13 protein-coding genes are annotated in these 15,896 nt (G+C 67.3%); 8 read left to right on the forward strand and 5 right to left on the reverse strand.

The genetic code is table 11. From position 1 onward, the window contains the following. Positions 1 to 11: 11 nt before the first annotated feature. A complete protein-coding gene (locus tag K368_RS0105090) occupies positions 12 to 3,437 on the reverse strand; it encodes an acyl-[ACP]--phospholipid O-acyltransferase (protein ID WP_027171449.1) in 3,426 nt (1,141 codons plus the stop codon). Between the two features lie 183 nt (positions 3,438 to 3,620). Between K368_RS0105090 and K368_RS0105095 the strand changes: the two genes are divergently transcribed. After that, the gene (locus tag K368_RS0105095; protein ID WP_027171450.1) at positions 3,621 to 4,235 is read left to right on the forward strand and encodes a TetR-like C-terminal domain-containing protein; all 615 of its coding nucleotides are present in this window, start codon (positions 3,621 to 3,623) and stop codon (positions 4,233 to 4,235) included. Positions 4,236 to 4,370: 135 nt separating this feature from the next. Then, positions 4,371 to 4,940, forward strand: coding sequence for a pyridoxamine 5'-phosphate oxidase family protein (locus K368_RS0105100; protein ID WP_027171451.1), 570 nt, complete (start codon positions 4,371 to 4,373; stop codon positions 4,938 to 4,940). Positions 4,941 to 5,082: 142 nt separating this feature from the next. Here K368_RS0105100 and K368_RS0105105 read toward each other — a convergent pair whose 3' ends face one another. Together K368_RS0105105 and K368_RS0105115 are read right to left on the reverse strand one after the other, a co-directional pair. Further along, positions 5,083 to 5,898, reverse strand: coding sequence for a DUF3108 domain-containing protein (locus tag K368_RS0105105; protein ID WP_245259507.1), 816 nt, complete (start codon positions 5,896 to 5,898; stop codon positions 5,083 to 5,085). 778 nt (positions 5,899 to 6,676) lie between these two features. Then, positions 6,677 to 7,696 carry a gamma carbonic anhydrase family protein gene (locus K368_RS0105115; RefSeq protein WP_027171454.1) on the reverse strand — a complete coding sequence of 340 codons (1,020 nt, stop codon included), beginning with the start codon at positions 7,694 to 7,696 and terminating at the stop codon, positions 6,677 to 6,679. Between the two features lie 225 nt (positions 7,697 to 7,921). On the opposite strand from K368_RS0105115, the gene K368_RS0105120 reads away from it, so the two are divergent. The 3 genes from K368_RS0105120 to K368_RS27290 all read left to right on the forward strand — a co-directional run bounded on the left by K368_RS0105120 (position 7,922) and on the right by K368_RS27290 (position 11,105). After that, positions 7,922 to 8,413 (forward strand): molybdenum cofactor biosynthesis protein MoaE, encoded by a 492-nt coding sequence (locus tag K368_RS0105120; protein WP_051439764.1) that lies wholly within the window; start codon positions 7,922 to 7,924, stop codon positions 8,411 to 8,413. Between the two features lie 138 nt (positions 8,414 to 8,551). After that, complete coding sequence (locus tag K368_RS0105125) at positions 8,552 to 9,703, forward strand: AI-2E family transporter (RefSeq protein WP_051439765.1); 1,152 nt, start codon at positions 8,552 to 8,554, stop codon at positions 9,701 to 9,703. Between the two features lie 1,051 nt (positions 9,704 to 10,754). Continuing rightward, entirely contained in the window at positions 10,755 to 11,105 is a 351-nt protein-coding gene (locus K368_RS27290; RefSeq protein WP_245259508.1) for a hypothetical protein, read from the forward strand. Positions 11,106 to 11,126: 21 nt separating this feature from the next. On the opposite strand, the gene K368_RS0105135 is transcribed toward K368_RS27290, so the two are convergent. Both K368_RS0105135 and K368_RS0105140 read right to left on the reverse strand, forming a co-directional pair. Continuing rightward, entirely contained in the window at positions 11,127 to 12,083 is a 957-nt protein-coding gene (locus K368_RS0105135; RefSeq protein WP_027171457.1) for a site-specific tyrosine recombinase XerD, read from the reverse strand. Positions 12,084 to 12,118: 35 nt separating this feature from the next. Beyond that, positions 12,119 to 12,271, reverse strand: coding sequence for a hypothetical protein (locus K368_RS0105140; RefSeq protein ID WP_027171458.1), 153 nt, complete (start codon positions 12,269 to 12,271; stop codon positions 12,119 to 12,121). A gap of 322 nt (positions 12,272 to 12,593) precedes the next feature. Here K368_RS0105140 and K368_RS0105145 point away from each other — a divergent pair, with 322 nt between their 5' ends. From K368_RS0105145 to K368_RS0105155, 3 genes are all read left to right on the forward strand, one after another. Beyond that, positions 12,594 to 13,217, forward strand: coding sequence for a shikimate kinase (locus K368_RS0105145; protein ID WP_018045857.1), 624 nt, complete (start codon positions 12,594 to 12,596; stop codon positions 13,215 to 13,217). After that, positions 13,214 to 14,332, forward strand: coding sequence for a 3-dehydroquinate synthase (gene aroB, locus K368_RS0105150; protein ID WP_027171459.1), 1,119 nt, complete (start codon positions 13,214 to 13,216; stop codon positions 14,330 to 14,332). Before K368_RS0105145 ends, aroB begins: the two co-directional genes overlap by 4 nt. A 247-nt stretch (positions 14,333 to 14,579) precedes the next feature. Continuing rightward, entirely contained in the window at positions 14,580 to 15,884 is a 1,305-nt protein-coding gene (locus tag K368_RS0105155) for an HlyC/CorC family transporter (protein WP_027171460.1), read from the forward strand. Positions 15,885 to 15,896: the final 12 nt, after the last annotated feature.

A 15,896-nucleotide genomic window follows, 5' to 3' on the forward strand; every position in this document is an offset into this window, starting at 1 on the left:
ATGCGACCCCCTTACGCCGCCGCCGTGGCATCACCCGCGGCCCGCTCGCGCGCCAGCTTGACCACGCCGACCTGGTCCACCTTGCCGGTCCCCAGCATCGGCAGCCTGTCCAGCACCACCACTTCGGCCGGGATGGCGATCTCGGTGGCGCCCTTGGCCTTGGCGAAGGCCTGGTAGGCGGGGCGGGTGGCGTCCTTGCGCTCCGTGAACAGGATCAGCCGCTCGCCCTTGCGCGCATCCGGCACCGCCGCCACCGCGCTCGGCGTATCCGGCCAGAGTTCGCCCGCGATGGCCTCGATCCCGGCCAGCGACACCATCTCGCCGGCGATCTTCGCGAAGCGCTTGGCGCGGCCCTTGATCGTGACGAAGCCTTCCGCGTCGATGGCGACGATGTCGCCGGTATCGTGCCAGCCCTCCGGCGGCGCCTCCAGCACGCCGGGCTTCTCCGCCCGGAGATAGCCGAGCATCACGTTCGGCCCCTTCACCGAGAGACGGCCGCCCTCCTCGATGCCGGGGACCGGTTCGAGGCGGGATTCGATCCCCGGCAGGAGTCGGCCGACGGTGCCGAAGCGGTTGAACATCGGCGTGTTGAGGGCGACGACCGGCCCGCATTCGGTGACGCCGTAGCCTTCGAGGATGCGCAGGCCGAACTTCTCGCTCCAGGTTTTCCGGGTCGCCTGCTTCACCGCCTCGGCGCCGGCCACCACGTAGCGGAGCGAGCGCAGGTCGTAGGAATGGGCCGTCTTGGCGTAGCCGGAAAGGAACGTGTCCGTGCCGAACAGGACGGTGGCGTTCGAGCCGTAGATGAGTTCCGGCACGATCCGGTAATGCAGCGGCGACGGGTAGAGATAGACCGGCACGCCGGAGACCAGGGGCAGGATCAGGCCCGCCGTCAGGCCGAAGGCGTGGAACACCGGCAGGACGTTGAACACCTTGTCGGTCGGCCCGAAATCGATGCGGGCCGCGACCTGGGCGGTGTTGGCGAGCATGCAGCGATGGGCGAGAACCACGCCCTTGGGCGTACCCTCCGAGCCCGAGGTGAACAGGATCGCCGCCGGATCGTCGCCGCGCCGCGCCACGAGGGGCTTGCGGGCGCTGAGGAAGCCGCGGATCTTGTCCCCGGTGGTGACGCTGGCGCGCACGTCCTCCAGATAGACGAGCTTCACCTTGCCCTGGATGGCCTCGATCAGGCCGCCGAGGCGGCCCTTCTCGATGAAGGCGCGCGAGGTGAGGATGGTGTCCACCTCCGCTGCCGTGCAGGCGGAGAGGACGTTGGCGGGGCCGGCGGAGAAGTTGATCATCGCCGGCACGCGCCCGGCGCTCGCCAGGGCGAAGAACGTCACCGCCGCGCCGTTGGCGTTGGGCAGCATCAGCCCGATGGCCTTGCCCTCGGCGGCCAGCGGCATCAGCTTCCGGCCCAGAATGTTGGCGCCCATGACGAGACGGGAATAGCTGAGCGTGCCTGTGACCGGGTCCTCCAGCGCCGTGCGGCGCCAGCCATGGTCTGTGCCCGCCTGGATCAGGGCGCTCGTCACGCTGCGGTCGATGAAGGCGGTGTCGAAGACGAGATCGGACATGATGTCGTAGAGTGCCGCTCCAGCCGCGCGCCGCCGGTTCTTGCCCTTGAGCGCGGGATCGACGGTAAGGGCCACCGGCGACATCACCGTGACGATGACCTTCGGCCACCAGCGGCGCCGGACCTGGTTGCGGGAGAGGCGCGAGAAGGCGGTCTTCTCCAGCCCCTCGATCTTCACCGGCACCACCATGGCGCCGGACTTGTCGGCGATCAGGCCGGCGCCGTCATAGACCTTCATCAGGCTGCCCGTGACGGTAAGGCGCCCCTCGGGGAAGATGATCAGGGTCTCGCCGTTCTTCACCGCGTTGATGAGCGTGCGCGTGGCCAGCGGCCGGGTCGGGTCCAGGGGCATCGCCTTGGTGACCCGGAGGAACGGCTTTACCCACCAGCGCTGCGCGATGCCGTGGTCGACGGCGAAGACCGGCTCCTTGTCGAGGAGCGAGAGAGCCAGCGGTGCATCGAGGAAGGAGACGTGGTTGAGCGCGATGATGGCGTTGGGGCCGGCTTTCTCCACGTTCTCCAGGCCCCGGACCTCGAGGCGGTAGAAGGCGCGGAACAGGATTGAGAGGAAGTCGCGAAAAGCGCTCGTCGGCATCACCTTCAGCACGATCACGCCGGCGGCGAGATTGGCGACGCCGATGAGGGTGAGAAGGGAGGCCATGGACCAGCCCGCTCCCTGCAGGGCGGCGAGCCCCAGCGCCCCGGTGACCATGAAGGCGGCGGTGAGCACGTTGACGGCGCCGATGACGCGGGCGCGCTTGTCCTTGTCGGTCCAGGCCTGCACGGCGGCGAAGGAGGGCACGATGTAGAGGCCGCCGGCGATGGCGAGGCCGGCGAAGGCCGCCGCCACGCGAAGCCCCGTTCCGGTGGAGAGGAAGGCGCCGGCCCCCATCACCTCGCCGGAGATCGGCGGCAGGTGCGAGACGGTCCAGGCGAGGTCGAGGGCGAACAGGCCCATGAACAGGGCGCCGACCGGCGTCGGCAGCAGGACGATGCGTCCGCTGGCGAGCCAGGAGGCCAGGGCCGAGCCGACGGCGATGCCCACCGAGAAGATCGCGAGAAGCAGGGTGACCACGGTCTCCGAGCCGTTCAGGCTCTCGCGCACCAGCACCGGCAGCAGGGCGAGCACCACGGCACCCACCAGCCAAAACCAGCTGACGATGAGCGAGCCGCGCCACAGCCGGGTATCGGCGTAGAGGTCGCGCAGCAGGGCCACGGTGGAGCGGGCGACGTTTGGGTCGATCCTGAGTGTCGGCGCCGCCTCGCCGGTGGAGGGGATCTGCCGGGCCGAGAGCCAGCACAGGATGGCGAACACCATGATCAGGGCGCTGAAGGCCAGGGCGTCGCCGCCGAGCGCGCTGGCAAAACCCGCAACGATGGTGCCGAGCAGGATGGCGAGGAAGGTCGCCGCCTCGACCAGCGCATTGCCCGCCGTCAACTCGTTGCGCTTCAGGTGGTCGGGCAGGATGCCGTACTTGATCGGGCCGAACAGGGCCGCCACCGTGCCGAACAGGCCGAGCGCCACGAACAGGATCGGCACCGAGTGGAGGAAGAAGCCGATCGCGGCGGCGGCAGCGGCGAAGACCTCCGCGAATTTCAGGCGCTTGGCGATGAGCGCTTTGTCGTAACGGTCGGCAAGCTCACCCCCGAGACCCGAGAGGATGAAGAACGGGCCGATGAAGACGGCACCGGCCAGCGTCACCAGGATGCCCGGATGGGCGGCCTCTCCCCCGGCGCCGGCGACCTTGAACAGGATCAGGAAGACCAGGGCGTTCTTCAGGAAATTGTCGTTGAACGCCGAGAAGAACTGGCACCAGAACAGGGGCGCGAACCGGCGCGTCGTCATCAAGCTACGGAACATCTTGGTCTCCTCGGGGCGGACCATGACTGCCCACCCTGTAACGAACCGTCAAATCCGGCACGGCTGCAACTTTTGAACGTCGTGCAAATTAGCCGCTGGCCGAGATGGCGGCAACATTGATTTTGCACGTCGTGCAATCTATGCGGTGATGGCGTGCCGGGCGGCACGCGAGGACGAGGCAGAGTGGCCAAGGCAACCAAACCGGCACGGCGCGGCACCGGTCCTCGGGGCGAGCACAACCGCGAGGAATTCGCCGCGCTAGTGACCAAGGCAGCCGAGGGACTGGTGCGCATGGAGGGCCTGCGCGGTCTCGGCATGCGCCGTCTCGCCTCGGTGATCGGCTACGCCCCGAACTCGATCTACAACGGCGTCGGCGATCTCGACGCGGTGGTGATGCGGGTCAACGCCCGCACCTTGGAGCGCCTGCACGCGGCGCTCACCGGTGTGATCCATCAGGACGCCGACCCGCGCGACAACGCCCTGGCGCTGGCCGATGCCTATCTCGCCTTCGTGGCCTCGGACCCCCGTGTCTGGAGCCTCGTCTTCGAGCATGCCGTGGCGCCGGATTCGGCCTTTCCCGACTGGTACGCCGCCGCCCTCGCCCGGGCGACCGACCTTGTCGACAGGGTGCTCGAACCCATGATCCCGGATGCGAGCGAGAGACGGCAGGCGGTGGCGACCCTCTGGGCCGGCCTTCACGGACTCGCCTCCCTCTCCACCTCCAACAAGCTCGCCGTCCTCACCCCCGAACCGCCGCGCGACCTGGCACGGCTGCTGGTCGGGCGGTTCCTGCGTTGATGCATCAATCCTAGCCGTGGGATGCGGTTCTTCGAAACGACCAGGCTGCGCGCTCGCCGGCTGGCATCACCACGGATGCCAGATGCGGCACGATGCTGTAGGTTTCGACAACCGAAACCGTCTTCCGAAAGCCTCATGGCCAAACAGTTTCCGGCTCTCGACGAGCGCCATCGCGATTTCATCGCGCGCCAGCGCATCGTCTTCACCGCATCGGCGGCGGAGGGCACGCGGATCAACCTGTCGCCGCGCGGCACCGATACGTTCCGGGTCATCGACCCGAACACCGTCGTCTATCTCGATCGCACCGGCAGCGGCAACGAGACCGCCGCGCATCTGCGTGCGGATGGACGCCTGACGGTGATGTTCTGTGCGTTCGATGGCGCGCCGACGATCCTGCGGCTCTACGGGCGCGGAGAGGTTTTGGTGCGGGGCGGCGAGGCCTATTCCGGCCTCCTCTCGGATGCATTCGACGGCTGGGAGCCGCCCGGAGCGCGCCAGATGGTGCGTCTGGCCATCGATCTCGTGCAGACCTCCTGCGGCTTCGGAGTACCCCTGTTCGACTACCGCGAGGAACGTCCCACTCTCGACCGCTGGGCCCAAGCTAAGACGGAGGCCGAACTCGACGCCTACCGCCGCCAGAAGAATGCCCGCAGCCTGGACGGACTGCCCACGGGGCTGTTTGCCGACGCAAACGTGGCTGGCTGATATCGCGCGGCGTCGAGCAAGCGGCGCGCCTTGGATCCCAGCTTCCGGACCCTTTCCTCGCAGGCCTCCTTTCCAGCCACCTGTGGCGCCGGCGGAAAGCGAGCAGGGGTCCAGTGCAGGAAGACGCGAAGGGGTCGTCGTCTTAGCGGGCGTTGGGCAGGTGGACCTTCACCGCGCCGCGTCCGCCAGCCTTGAGCGGCGCACCCCATTGCGTCGCCTCGATCCCCGCCTGACCCCAGCCGGTGGCCAGGGAGATCGTGAGCGGCAGCAGCATCGCGCCGCCGGGAGCGGGCGCGAACCGCACACGGATGTCGTCGTTCTCGGCCATGCGGCGCACGCTGCTTCCAGTGGGACGGTGACCCGCGACCGGCACCCAGCGCACCCGGCAATCGAGCGCCGGTCCGCGATAGGGCCCCTCTTGGACGGTCACGAGCACCCCGCGCGACAGGACGATATCCGCCCGCGCCACACCGTTGAAGACGGGGATGCGCCGCTCGCACAGGGCGGCGTCGAGGGGCGCCGCGCCGAGCGGGATCGCCAGCATGGTCAGGGGATCGACGACGCCGACCTTGTCCTGCGGCGCCACCGGGATCCGGTCGGGCGTCGGGGTCGGGGGCGGCTCCACGCTCTCGTCATGCGCGCGTCCGCCCGACAGGATCATGGAGACCTGAACCGGCTTGCGGCCGTAGAGACTCTCGGACCGGAACGTGCCGGTGAGCGCTCCGGTTCGCGACCGCTCCCCCACTGCGGACGCCGTCCCCGATCCCTCGAAAAAGACTCCGGCAAGGCCGCGCAGGCCCGCCTTCAGATCGTAGGCATAGCGGCCGCCCGCCTGATCGACGGCGAGAATGGCCTCGCCCACGGGGAGGTCGAGGAACGACAGGCGATAGGTGATGGAGAAGCGCTGCGGTTCGGGGGCGGCCGAAGCGGGGACCATGCTGGCGAGGATCGACAACACGGCGCCTCCCCGAAGGGCGGACCGGGTCGTACGTGCATTACCGAAAGCAACGGGCATGCGCCTGCCTTCCTGAATCCCGTCAACGCTAGAACGATGCCGAGGCCCGGAGAGGTGCGAATCTGCACCGATCGCGCCGCGTTCCCGCGATGACGCATGCGGACTCGCTTCGATCCTTGCCGAGGACGATGCCAATTTTCGGATGAATACTGATTGACGCGGGCACGTATTGCCTTCACGAGGTGACTCCGTGTTTCATGTACGCACGACAAGACTATAGCTTTGTATTTATGCCTGTTGATACCAAATAACTTTTGTCGTATAGTGATCAATAGAATAATTATTTTGTCAATAAGTTATATAAGTATTCTTGACGATTGAATTTATAAATACAAATTTTATTTTTTAGGCTGAAATGCTTCTTATAATTATTCCTGTAGCGCTTTTGTTCATTCTTCCCATTTGGCTGATAAAAGCCGAGGGCTCTCTCCGCGCCCTGGCACTCTCGAACCTGACGATAATTGGGGCCTTCTACGGGATTTTCTACCTGTCTCTTCCGCACGTCATTCCTTCACCTTCGGGAAAAACGCTCATCCCGACAGGAGGGATGATCCTGCATCAGCTCAACTCGCTCATTCTGGTCATTACAGTGACGTGTGTTGTTGCCATTTCCCTGATCTACAAGACGATCGCCGTCGTTTCCTGTGTCAAGAACAGCGCGCGAGATCGCAGCGACGCTCTTCACTGAAATGATGCGGCCCGGCTTGATGCGAAAGCCGTGTCAGCCTGCCCCGTTCTCCATCTGCCGATACACCCGCCCATGCTCGCAATAGCCGGCGACGATGCGGGTCATCATCGCGCGTTTGTCCGCGTCGAGGGGGCTGAGGATGCGGGCGGGGCGGCCACCCCAAAGATAGCCGCTCTCGAGAAGCTGGCCCGGATCGGTGGTTGAGCCGCCGGCGAGCAGCACGTCGTCGGCCACCACGGTGCCGGGGGCGAGGACGCAGCCGATGCCGATGAGGCTGCGTGCGCCGATGCGGCAATCGGCCATCCGCACGTTATGCGCGATCGTGGTGTCGCGACCGATGACGACGCCTTCGGCCCGCGCGCGGATGACGGTGTTGTCCTGGATGTTGGTGTCGGCGCCGACGAGGATGGGGCCGACCTCCGCATGCAGGTCGCAGGAGAACAGCACGCTCGATCCCGCGCCGAGGGCGATGCGACCGCGAAGGCGCGCCGTGCTGGCGACGTAGACGCTGGGATCGACATCGATTTCGTCTCCGGCGACGGGCGACGGCGTATCCCCCGTGGCCTCGCGCACGCGCTCGGCCCGTTCGGCGATCTCGGCCGGGGGGACGGGACGCTGGGGTTTCGCCGGGCTGCCGGCATAGGCGAAGCCGGCGGCGAGGTGCGAGCGCGGGAAGACGGTGGCCCCGGCCTCGATGAGCACTCCGTCCTCCACGGTGGCGCCGTCGAGGACGATGACGTCGTCCTCGATCACCACGTCGGACCCCACCGTGCAGGCATGGACAACGGCGTTGCGGCCCACCGTCACCCGGTCGCCGACGAGGGTGGGATGCGAATCGGTGGCGATATGGAGCGTCGAGCGATGGCCGAGCCAGAAGCGTTCGCCGACGGTCACCGCCTCGCCGTCGGCGCGGATCACGCTGTCGTCGCCGAGCCAGGCCTGGGCACCGATCGTGGCGGCGCCGATGACCGTGCTTCCGCGTCCGCACCAGACCGGACGGGCCGAGAAGACCGGCAGGACGCCGTCATGGGGCAGGATCAACTCAGGCGTCACGCGAGGGGGGTTCCTTCGAAGCCGGTGGCGCGGACCGGGTATGGGAGCGCCGGGGCATGGAACCCATGCCGATCGAGTGGTAAGGCCGGGCGCCTGGATGCCGTTGACGGACCGATGGGCAACAGCGTGGAACCACCGCGCGGACTTTGCAATCTCGCGCATCCCTTAAGGGGGATCAAACCCGGTCGCGAGGGCTTTCGCGCCGATGCGTCAAGGAATCGACGGATGTCAGCAGGCGAGACGACGGCGGACGATCGGGCTGCAGCCGCGATCAGCATCCAGAGCGCGCCCTTCGACGTGGCCGCGGAGATGGCGGAACTGGGCGGGACTCTCCGGGGCAGAACCGGGGCGATCGTCACCTTCACCGGCCTGTGCCGCGACGAGGGCGGGCGCCTGACCGGGCTCGAACTCGAACATTATCCCGGCATGGCCGAGGCGGAGATCGGCCGGGTGGTGGTGGAGGCACTGGACCGCTGGCCGCTCCAGGCCGTGCGGGTGATCCACCGGCACGGCCTCGTCGCGCCGGGCGACGGCATCGTCCTCGTGGTGACGGCAGCAAGCCATCGCGTGGCCGCTTTCGAGGCGGCAAGCTTCCTCATGGACTACCTCAAGACGAAAGCTCCGTTCTGGAAGCGCGAGCATCTCACCGACGGCACCACGGGGGGCTGGGTCGAGGCCACGGGCGCCGACGACGAGGCGGCGTCACGCTGGGAGTGAGGACGGTCAAGCGGGGATTCGTCGCCGGTCCATCCACAGACGAGGACGCGTCTCATGCCGCACACCCCTTGCCTGTGACGGGATTCACGCGCCCGGTCGCGCTGGGCGGCGTGGTAGGCCGCGCGAAGGGGCAAGCAAATGCAGCAGGGTACGCCGATCAAGGATGAGCCGGGCCCGCACCCCGCCAACTGGTCGCTGGCGGCCTCGGGAATCGCGGTGGTGGCTTTCATCGCCCTGCTGATCCTCGCTTGGACCGCCGCCTCGACCTTGCTCCTGATCTTCGCCGGCATCCTGCTCGGAGTCTTCCTCGACGGGCTGACGCGTCTGCTCGGCCAGGTGATCGGTCTCGGTCGCGGGCTGCGGCTCACCATCGTCAGCCTGATCCTCGGCGGCCTCACCCTCGGCTTCCTCGTCTTCGGCGGCGCCACGGTGGTGCAGCAGGGCCGGGAACTCGGCCAGACCGTCACGAAGCAGGCGGGGTCGGTCCGTGACCGCCTCAAGGAATACGGGATCGACCTGCCCGCCTTCTCGGCACCGGACGCGACGTCGGGCAATCAGGACGCCGAGGGTGATGCCGCCGACAAGAAGCCCGGGGGCCTCGGCGGCCTCGCCTCGGGGGCGATCAAGAGCCCTGGCTCTCTTCTGTCCGATGCCGGCAGCGTGCTGGGACCGGCGGCCGCCGTCGTCACCGGCCTGTTCAGCGCGCTGGGCAACGTCCTGGTCATCGTGTTCCTCGGCCTTGCCTGCGCGGCCGATCCTGCCAGCTACCGCGACGGCGCCGTCCGGTTCGTGCCGCCACGCTACCGTCCTCGCGCCACCGCTCTCCTTGACGGCATGGGCGAGACCCTGCGGCATTGGCTGTTCGGCCAGCTCATCACCATGGCGGTGATCTTCGTCTGCATCTGGGCGGGCCTGAGTTTCCTCGGCATCGGCGGTGCCCTCATCCTTGGCCTGCAGGCGGGCCTCCTCGCGTTCATCCCCACCATCGGCCCGCTGATCGCCGGGGTCATCATCGTGCTGGCGGGCCTCGCCTCCGGCACCAACGCGGCGCTCGGCGCCTTCGGTGTCTATCTCGTCGTTCAATGCCTGGAGAGCTACGGACTGACGCCTTTCATCCAGAAGCGGGCGCTGGATATCCCGCCGGCTACTATCTTTGCCGGCCAGCTCGTGCTCGGCGTCCTGTTCGGTCTCTGGGGCATCGCCCTCGCGCTGCCGCTGATGGCGGTGATCAAGGTCGTGCTGGAGCAGGTCTACATCGAGGACACGCTGGACGAGGAAGCGGATGTCTGAGCGTCAAGGAGGCGGATTGGCCTGACGACGCCCAAGACGACCATTTCCGGGACGACCACGCGGGGCGGACGGGATCGACGGTCCGCCCAGGGGATTCGCGTTGCTTCCCCAAGTGACCGCCAGTGTCCAGAGTAACCGGGGAGTGTCGTCGAAGACCTGTTACTGAGGTCAAGGCACACGCGCCGGGGATCATGGGCAAGGAGGGCCGATCGAACCGGCATTGGCCGTGCGATTTTGCGCTGTGACAGCGTTAGTTTCGAAGAAATTATTGCCTTATTATCAAATGTTATATATTTGACATTTCAGGTCGTCCTCCCGGCTTCCTGGATTCGCTTCATTATCGACGATCATCGTGAACTTGCGGCCTCACAATGCACAGTGGAACGCTGAGAAACCTGGCGTATGACATCCCGAGTGCGGTCAAGCATTATGGACGTGCCGGGCATTGGCGCTGGGATTTTGCCCACGACACCCATTCCTGGTCGTCCGGACTCCATTCAATCCTAGGGATTTCCAACGGCCTCGTCGGGCCCGATTATGCGCTTCTGTTCGGACTCATCCATCCGGATGATTGCCCGCCGACCGTGAAACCCGGCCTCGTGAGGCGATCGGAAACGGTACCGCCCTCGATCTTTCGCATCGTGCGGCCGGATTCCACGATCTGTCCCGTCATGAGCCGCGTGGAGGTGACGACCGCGCCCGATGGACGGCACTTGAGAGCGCATGTCCTCCTCGCCGACATCAGCGACCCAGCCATGCTGGCCCGCGCCGAGGCGGAGCAGCAGCAGCGGACCGGGCGATCGACGACAGCGCCGGTGCATTCACGTCGACCACGGATGTCTACCCGTTCAGGAAATTTTCGGCCGAATGGCTCAACCTCGTCGGCCTTCCCGAAGGAGAACTCCTGCAGGAGCCGACCCTACCGGTCCTCAAGGGCGAGCGCCGCCATTGGCGCGATTAAGGGCGAGAGCAGTATCTTACCAAGCGCCTCGTCCACACGATGCCGAACCTCAGACTGGCGAATGGGGAAACGGTGACTTACCGCATGGTGATGATTCCCGTGCTCGACGCTGCGGGGCAGGTCGAAAGCTGGACCAACTTCGTCGGTCCGATCCATCTGAAGATCAGACCCACCGGCCGCCTTCTGCTCGGCCTCGAACAGTGCCTCGAAGCCGGACATGTTCGCGCGGCGCGCGCGCTGCTCGACTGGTCGATGATGGATCTGAGCGGAGCCTCGGGCGTGTCGCTCTCGACGATCCGCCGGCTCGAGGGCTGCATCACCTCCGTCTCGGTGGCCAACCGCAATCAGGTGATCGGCGCCCTGCGCAGCGCGGGTATCGTGTTCTCGCTCACCGATGAGACGACGATCGCGGTCAGCAGGGGGAAACGGATTGCGTTCTGAGTCGATATCGAAGCGCCCGGGTCAGGCGGGCGCGGTACCGGATTCGGTCGGGTCGTCCATGAGTGGGTGGAGATCGCGGACCATGCTCTTCAGGCGCTCGTCGAGGACATGCGTGTAGATCTGGGTCGTCGAGATGTCGGCATGTCCCAGAAGCTCCTGCACGATCCTGAGATCGGCCCCGTTCTGCAGGAGATGACTGGCGAAGGCGTGGCGCAACACGTGCGGGCTCACGCGGTCCTCACGGATCCCCGCCGCCGCCGCCGCAATCTTGAGGTCGCGCGCGAAAGCCTGCCGGGTCAGGTGCCCGCTCTCGCTGTCGGACGGGAACAGGAAGGGGCCGTCGCCGGTGAGATGGGGCAGGTGCTCGCGCATGGCGGCGCGCGCGAGATCGGTGAGCGGCACCAGCCGCTCGCGCCCGCCCTTGCCCTTCACCACGAGGTAGCGCTGCTTCGTGGTGGCGGCCGAGCGCGGCAGGGCGACGAGTTCCGATACGCGCAGGCCGGTGGCGTAGAGGGTTTCGAGCAGGCACAGCATCCGGACCGCGCGCCGCCGCTCGCCCGTCGCATCCTCGGACTGCGGCGCCACGGCCCGCTCGCGGGCGGTGCGCAGAAGGTCGTCCACCTCGGCCACCGACAGCACCTTGGGCAGGGTGCGTCCCCTGCGCGGGCCACCCACCGGCGCGCTCGGATCGGTCTCGGCGAGGCCTTCGGCGTACAGGAACTTGTGGAAGCCGCGAATGCAGGACAGCCGGCGCGCGGCGGAGGAGGCCTTCAGCCCCTGGGTTTCGAGATCCGCCAGATAGGCGCGGACCTCGCCCGCATCGGTATCGAGCGGATCGCGTCCCGAGGCGGACAGGGCCGCGAGGTAGTGGTCGAGGTCGCGGCGATAGGCGGCGAGCGTGTTGGCGGCGGCGCCACGCTCCGCCGCGAGCATCTCGAGATAGGCGACGATGAGGTCCGGACCTTCGGCGCCTTCCACCTTATCGGCCCATTCATCGGCCTTTTCCGACCCCGTCACCGGCCCGGCGGCTGCAGCTTCGCGGCGGGAATGCTGACGCTCATTTCCCGGGGCTTGGGCTGAACGAAGGTGGCGAGCGCGAACATGCCCGCGAAGACCAGTCCACCGAGGATGACAAGCGTAGCGAGGAAACGAAACAGGGTCGGCACTCTGACGAACCTCGGTCGGAGGGAACTCTGCGGACATGGATGACGTCGGCCGGCGAGCAGATCATTGAACAGCCAAGCCAAGGGGTTGCACCATGCCGGGCGCGCGATGGCAAGGACTTCGGAGCCACAGGGTGCGCCGCAAGAGGTTCGGGACCGCCGAGCGGCGATCGGCCTCACCGGTCCGGGACCGCTTCGCGGGCCGGGGAAGCCTGCCCGAAAGAAACGCGTCCTGGGAAGAATCGCGTCGCGTCTTACGGCCTCGCTTCGCCCGGAGGGTGAAACGCGCTAGGATCGCGCGAAGGGGTGTATCAAGATTTTAACAATGACCGAGACCGAGACCGAGCCATCGGGAGGCGACATCGCCGCCGATCCCATCGAAGTCAGGCTCCGCCGTGCCCTCGGGGCGCGCTCGATCGTGCTCGTCGGTCTCATGGGCGCCGGCAAGAGCACGGTGGGGCGGCGCCTGGCGACGCGTCTCGGGCTGATGTTCAAGGATGCGGACAACGAGATCGAGGCGGCGGCCCACCTCACTATCCCCGACATCTTCGCCATCTACGGCGAGCCGAGCTTTCGCGAGGGCGAGGAGCGCGTGATCGCCCGGCTCATCCGCGAGGGGCCGCTGGTGCTGGCCACCGGGGGAGGCGCCTTCATGCGCGAGGCGACGCGGGCGCGGATCGCGCAAGGTGGCGTCTCGGTGTGGCTGAAGGCGGAGCTCGACGTGCTGATGCGCCGTGTACGCAAGCGCGGCAACCGGCCCCTCCTCCAGACCGACGACCCGGAGGAGACGATGCGGCAGTTGATGGAGATCCGGCATCCCGTCTATGGCAGTGCCGACGTGATGATCCCCTCGCGCGACGTGTCACACGACCGCGTGGTGGAGGACGTGATGGAGGCCCTCGATGCCTATCTCAACGGCCCCTCGAACCAAGGTGTCGCCGCGCAGTGAGTGACGGACAGACGGTCCACGTCCCCCTCGACCAGGGCCGCGACTACGACATCCATATCGGTCGGGGCCTCCTCGACGAAGCCGGCGCCCGCGTGGCCGCCCTCGGAGGCCGTGCCGCCGCCATCGTCACCGACGAGACCGTGTCGGCGCTCTATGGCGAGCGCCTGCGCGAGAGCCTGGAGGCGGCGGGCCTGCGCTCCGGCCTCGTCACCGTCGCGCCGGGCGAGGCGTCGAAGAGCTTTGCGGTCTACGCCCAGGTCTGCGACGGGCTCCTCGCCCACCGGATCGAGCGCAACGACCTCGTGGTTGCTCTCGGAGGCGGCGTGGTCGGCGATCTCGCGGGCTTCGCGGCGGCCACGCTGCGGCGCGGCGTCCGCTTCGTCCAGGCACCAACGACCCTGCTCTCGCAGGTCGATTCCTCGGTGGGCGGGAAGACCGGCATCAACTCGCCCCTGGGCAAAAACCTCATCGGTGCTTTCCACCAGCCGCGACTGGTCCTGGCCGATACCGCCACCCTCGACACCCTGTCCGAGCGCGAGATGCGCGCCGGCTACGCCGAGGTGGCGAAGTACGGCCTCATTGCCGATTCCGGCTTCTTCGACTGGTGTGAGGCCAACTGGGCCGGCATCTTCTCCGGCGGCCCCGAGCGCGACGAGGCGGTGGCGATCTGCTGCCGGTCCAAGGCCGGCGTCGTGGTGCGCGACGAGCGCGAGGACGGCGAGCGCGCCCTGCTCAATCTCGGCCACACCTTCGGCCATGCCCTGGAACGACTCACCGGCTACGAATCCGCCCGCCTCGTCCATGGCGAGGGCGTCGCGATCGGCCTGGCCCTGGCCTTCCGCTTCTCGGCCCGTCTCGGCCTCTGCCCCGGCCAGGATGCTGGCCGCGTGGCCAACCACCTCGCCCTGGCCGGCCTGCCCACCCGCCTTCAGGCCGTCCCCGGCGGATGCGGCGATGCCGACGCCATCCTCGAGGCCATGGCACAGGACAAGAAGGTGCGCGACGGGGCGCTGACCTTCATCCTCGCCCGCGGGATCGGCCAGAGCTTCATCGCACCGGGCATCGACCGCGCCGAGGTGAAGGCTTTTCTCCAGGACGAGCTGCGCGGAGCGTGACCCGATCGCCTCCCTTTCCCGGATTCCCGGAGCGTCGGCGGAAGACGATCCGGAACTCGGCGCACGGATGACGCCGCTTTAGGGACACCACGTGGCTCCAGGCGGCCGGGACAGAGGGGCGGCCATGGCGGCCCCTCCGCTCCAATCCGGCGCCATGCATCGCTTCGGTGGTGGGTTGGTATATGAGTGGGGCTCGCCAAGACCGGCACCGTGCCGGTGCGGCACGGCTTGGTGCGACGACGGTCTGATGGACACGCATACCGACCTCTGGCTCGCCGCGAGCATCGTGGTGATGTCGCTGCTGCTCTCGGCCTTCTTCGCGGGGGCGGAGACCGCCTTCACCGCGGCGTCGCGGGCGCGGATGCTCTCCCTCGAGAACAATGGCGACCTGCGGGCACGCCTCGTCAACCGCATTCTCGCCTCGCGCGAGCGGTTCATCGGCGCCATGCTGATCGGCTACAACATCGTCGCCATCGGTGCCTCCGCCTTCACCACGAGCGTGCTGACCACGATCTTCGGCAAGAGCGGCGTGCTCTATGCCACCGGCGTGATGTCGGTCCTCGTCATCGTCTTCGCCGAGGTACTGCCCAAGACCCTCGCCATCAACAAGCCGGACCAGGCCGCCCTGGTGATGGCGCGGCCTGTCGCCTTCGCGGTGGCGCTCCTCGGCCCGGCGGCCATCGCCATCGAGAAACTGGTGCGGCTGATGCTGCGCCCCTTCGGCATCAGTATCGGGCAGCATCAGTCGATTCTCTCACCCACCGAGGAGATTCGCGGACAGGTCGCCCTGCTTCACCGCGAGGGGGGAGTCGCCAAGGCCGAGCGCGACATGCTCGGCGGCTTGCTCGACCTGCACGAATTGTCCGTCTCCGAGGTCATGGTGCACCGCACAAAAATGCGCACCATCAATGCCGATCTCCCCTCGGAGGAGATCGTGCGGGAGGTGCTGTCCTCGCCCTACACGCGCATGCCGCTCTGGCGCGGCACCTCCGAGAACATCATCGGCGTGCTCCACGCCAAGGATCTGCTGCGCGCGCTCGATGCTGCCGGGGGCGACGCATCCGGTCTCAAGGTCGAGGCCCTGGCCCTGGAGACTTGGTTCGTGCCCGACACGACCAGCTTGCGCGACCAGCTCAAGGCCTTCCTCACCAAGAAGACCCATTTCGCCCTCGTCGTCGACGAGTACGGCGAGGTGATGGGGCTCGTGACGCTCGAGGACATCCTGGAGGAGATCGTCGGCGATATCGCCGACGAGCACGACGTCGCGGTCTCCGGGGTGCGCCCCCAGGGGGATGGCTCGGTGAATGCCGACGGCTCCGTCGCCATCCGCGACCTCAACCGCGCCATGGACTGGAACCTGCCCGACGAGGAGGCGACGACCATCGCTGGCCTCGTCATCCACGAGGCGCGGGCGATCCCCGATACCGGCACCGCCTTCAACTTCCACGGCTTCCGGTTTCAGGTCCTGCGCAAGGCCAAGAACCGCATCACCGCCCTGAGGATCACCCCGTTGGTGCCGATGATCGCGAAGAAGGACGAGATCGAGGGTTAGGAACCCGGCGAG

Source organism: Methylobacterium sp. 10 (genome assembly GCF_000519085.1).
Lineage (GTDB): Bacteria > Pseudomonadota > Alphaproteobacteria > Rhizobiales > Beijerinckiaceae > Methylobacterium.

Bases quoted from the DNA above. Each gene is read 5' to 3' on its own strand.
- K368_RS0105120 (WP_051439764.1), top strand. From the start codon at position 7,922: ATGTCAGCAGGCGAGACGACGGCGGACGATCGGGCTGCAGCCGCGATC.
- K368_RS27290 (WP_245259508.1), top strand. From the start codon at position 10,755: ATGATTCCCGTGCTCGACGCTGCGGGGCAGGTCGAAAGCTGGACCAAC.
- K368_RS0105125 (WP_051439765.1), top strand. From the start codon at position 8,552: ATGCAGCAGGGTACGCCGATCAAGGATGAGCCGGGCCCGCACCCCGCC.
- K368_RS0105155 (WP_027171460.1), top strand. From the start codon at position 14,580: ATGGACACGCATACCGACCTCTGGCTCGCCGCGAGCATCGTGGTGATG.
- K368_RS0105090 (WP_027171449.1), bottom strand. From the start codon at position 3,437: ATGTTCCGTAGCTTGATGACGACGCGCCGGTTCGCGCCCCTGTTCTGG.
- K368_RS0105145 (WP_018045857.1), top strand. From the start codon at position 12,594: ATGACCGAGACCGAGACCGAGCCATCGGGAGGCGACATCGCCGCCGAT.
- K368_RS0105100 (WP_027171451.1), top strand. From the start codon at position 4,371: ATGGCCAAACAGTTTCCGGCTCTCGACGAGCGCCATCGCGATTTCATC.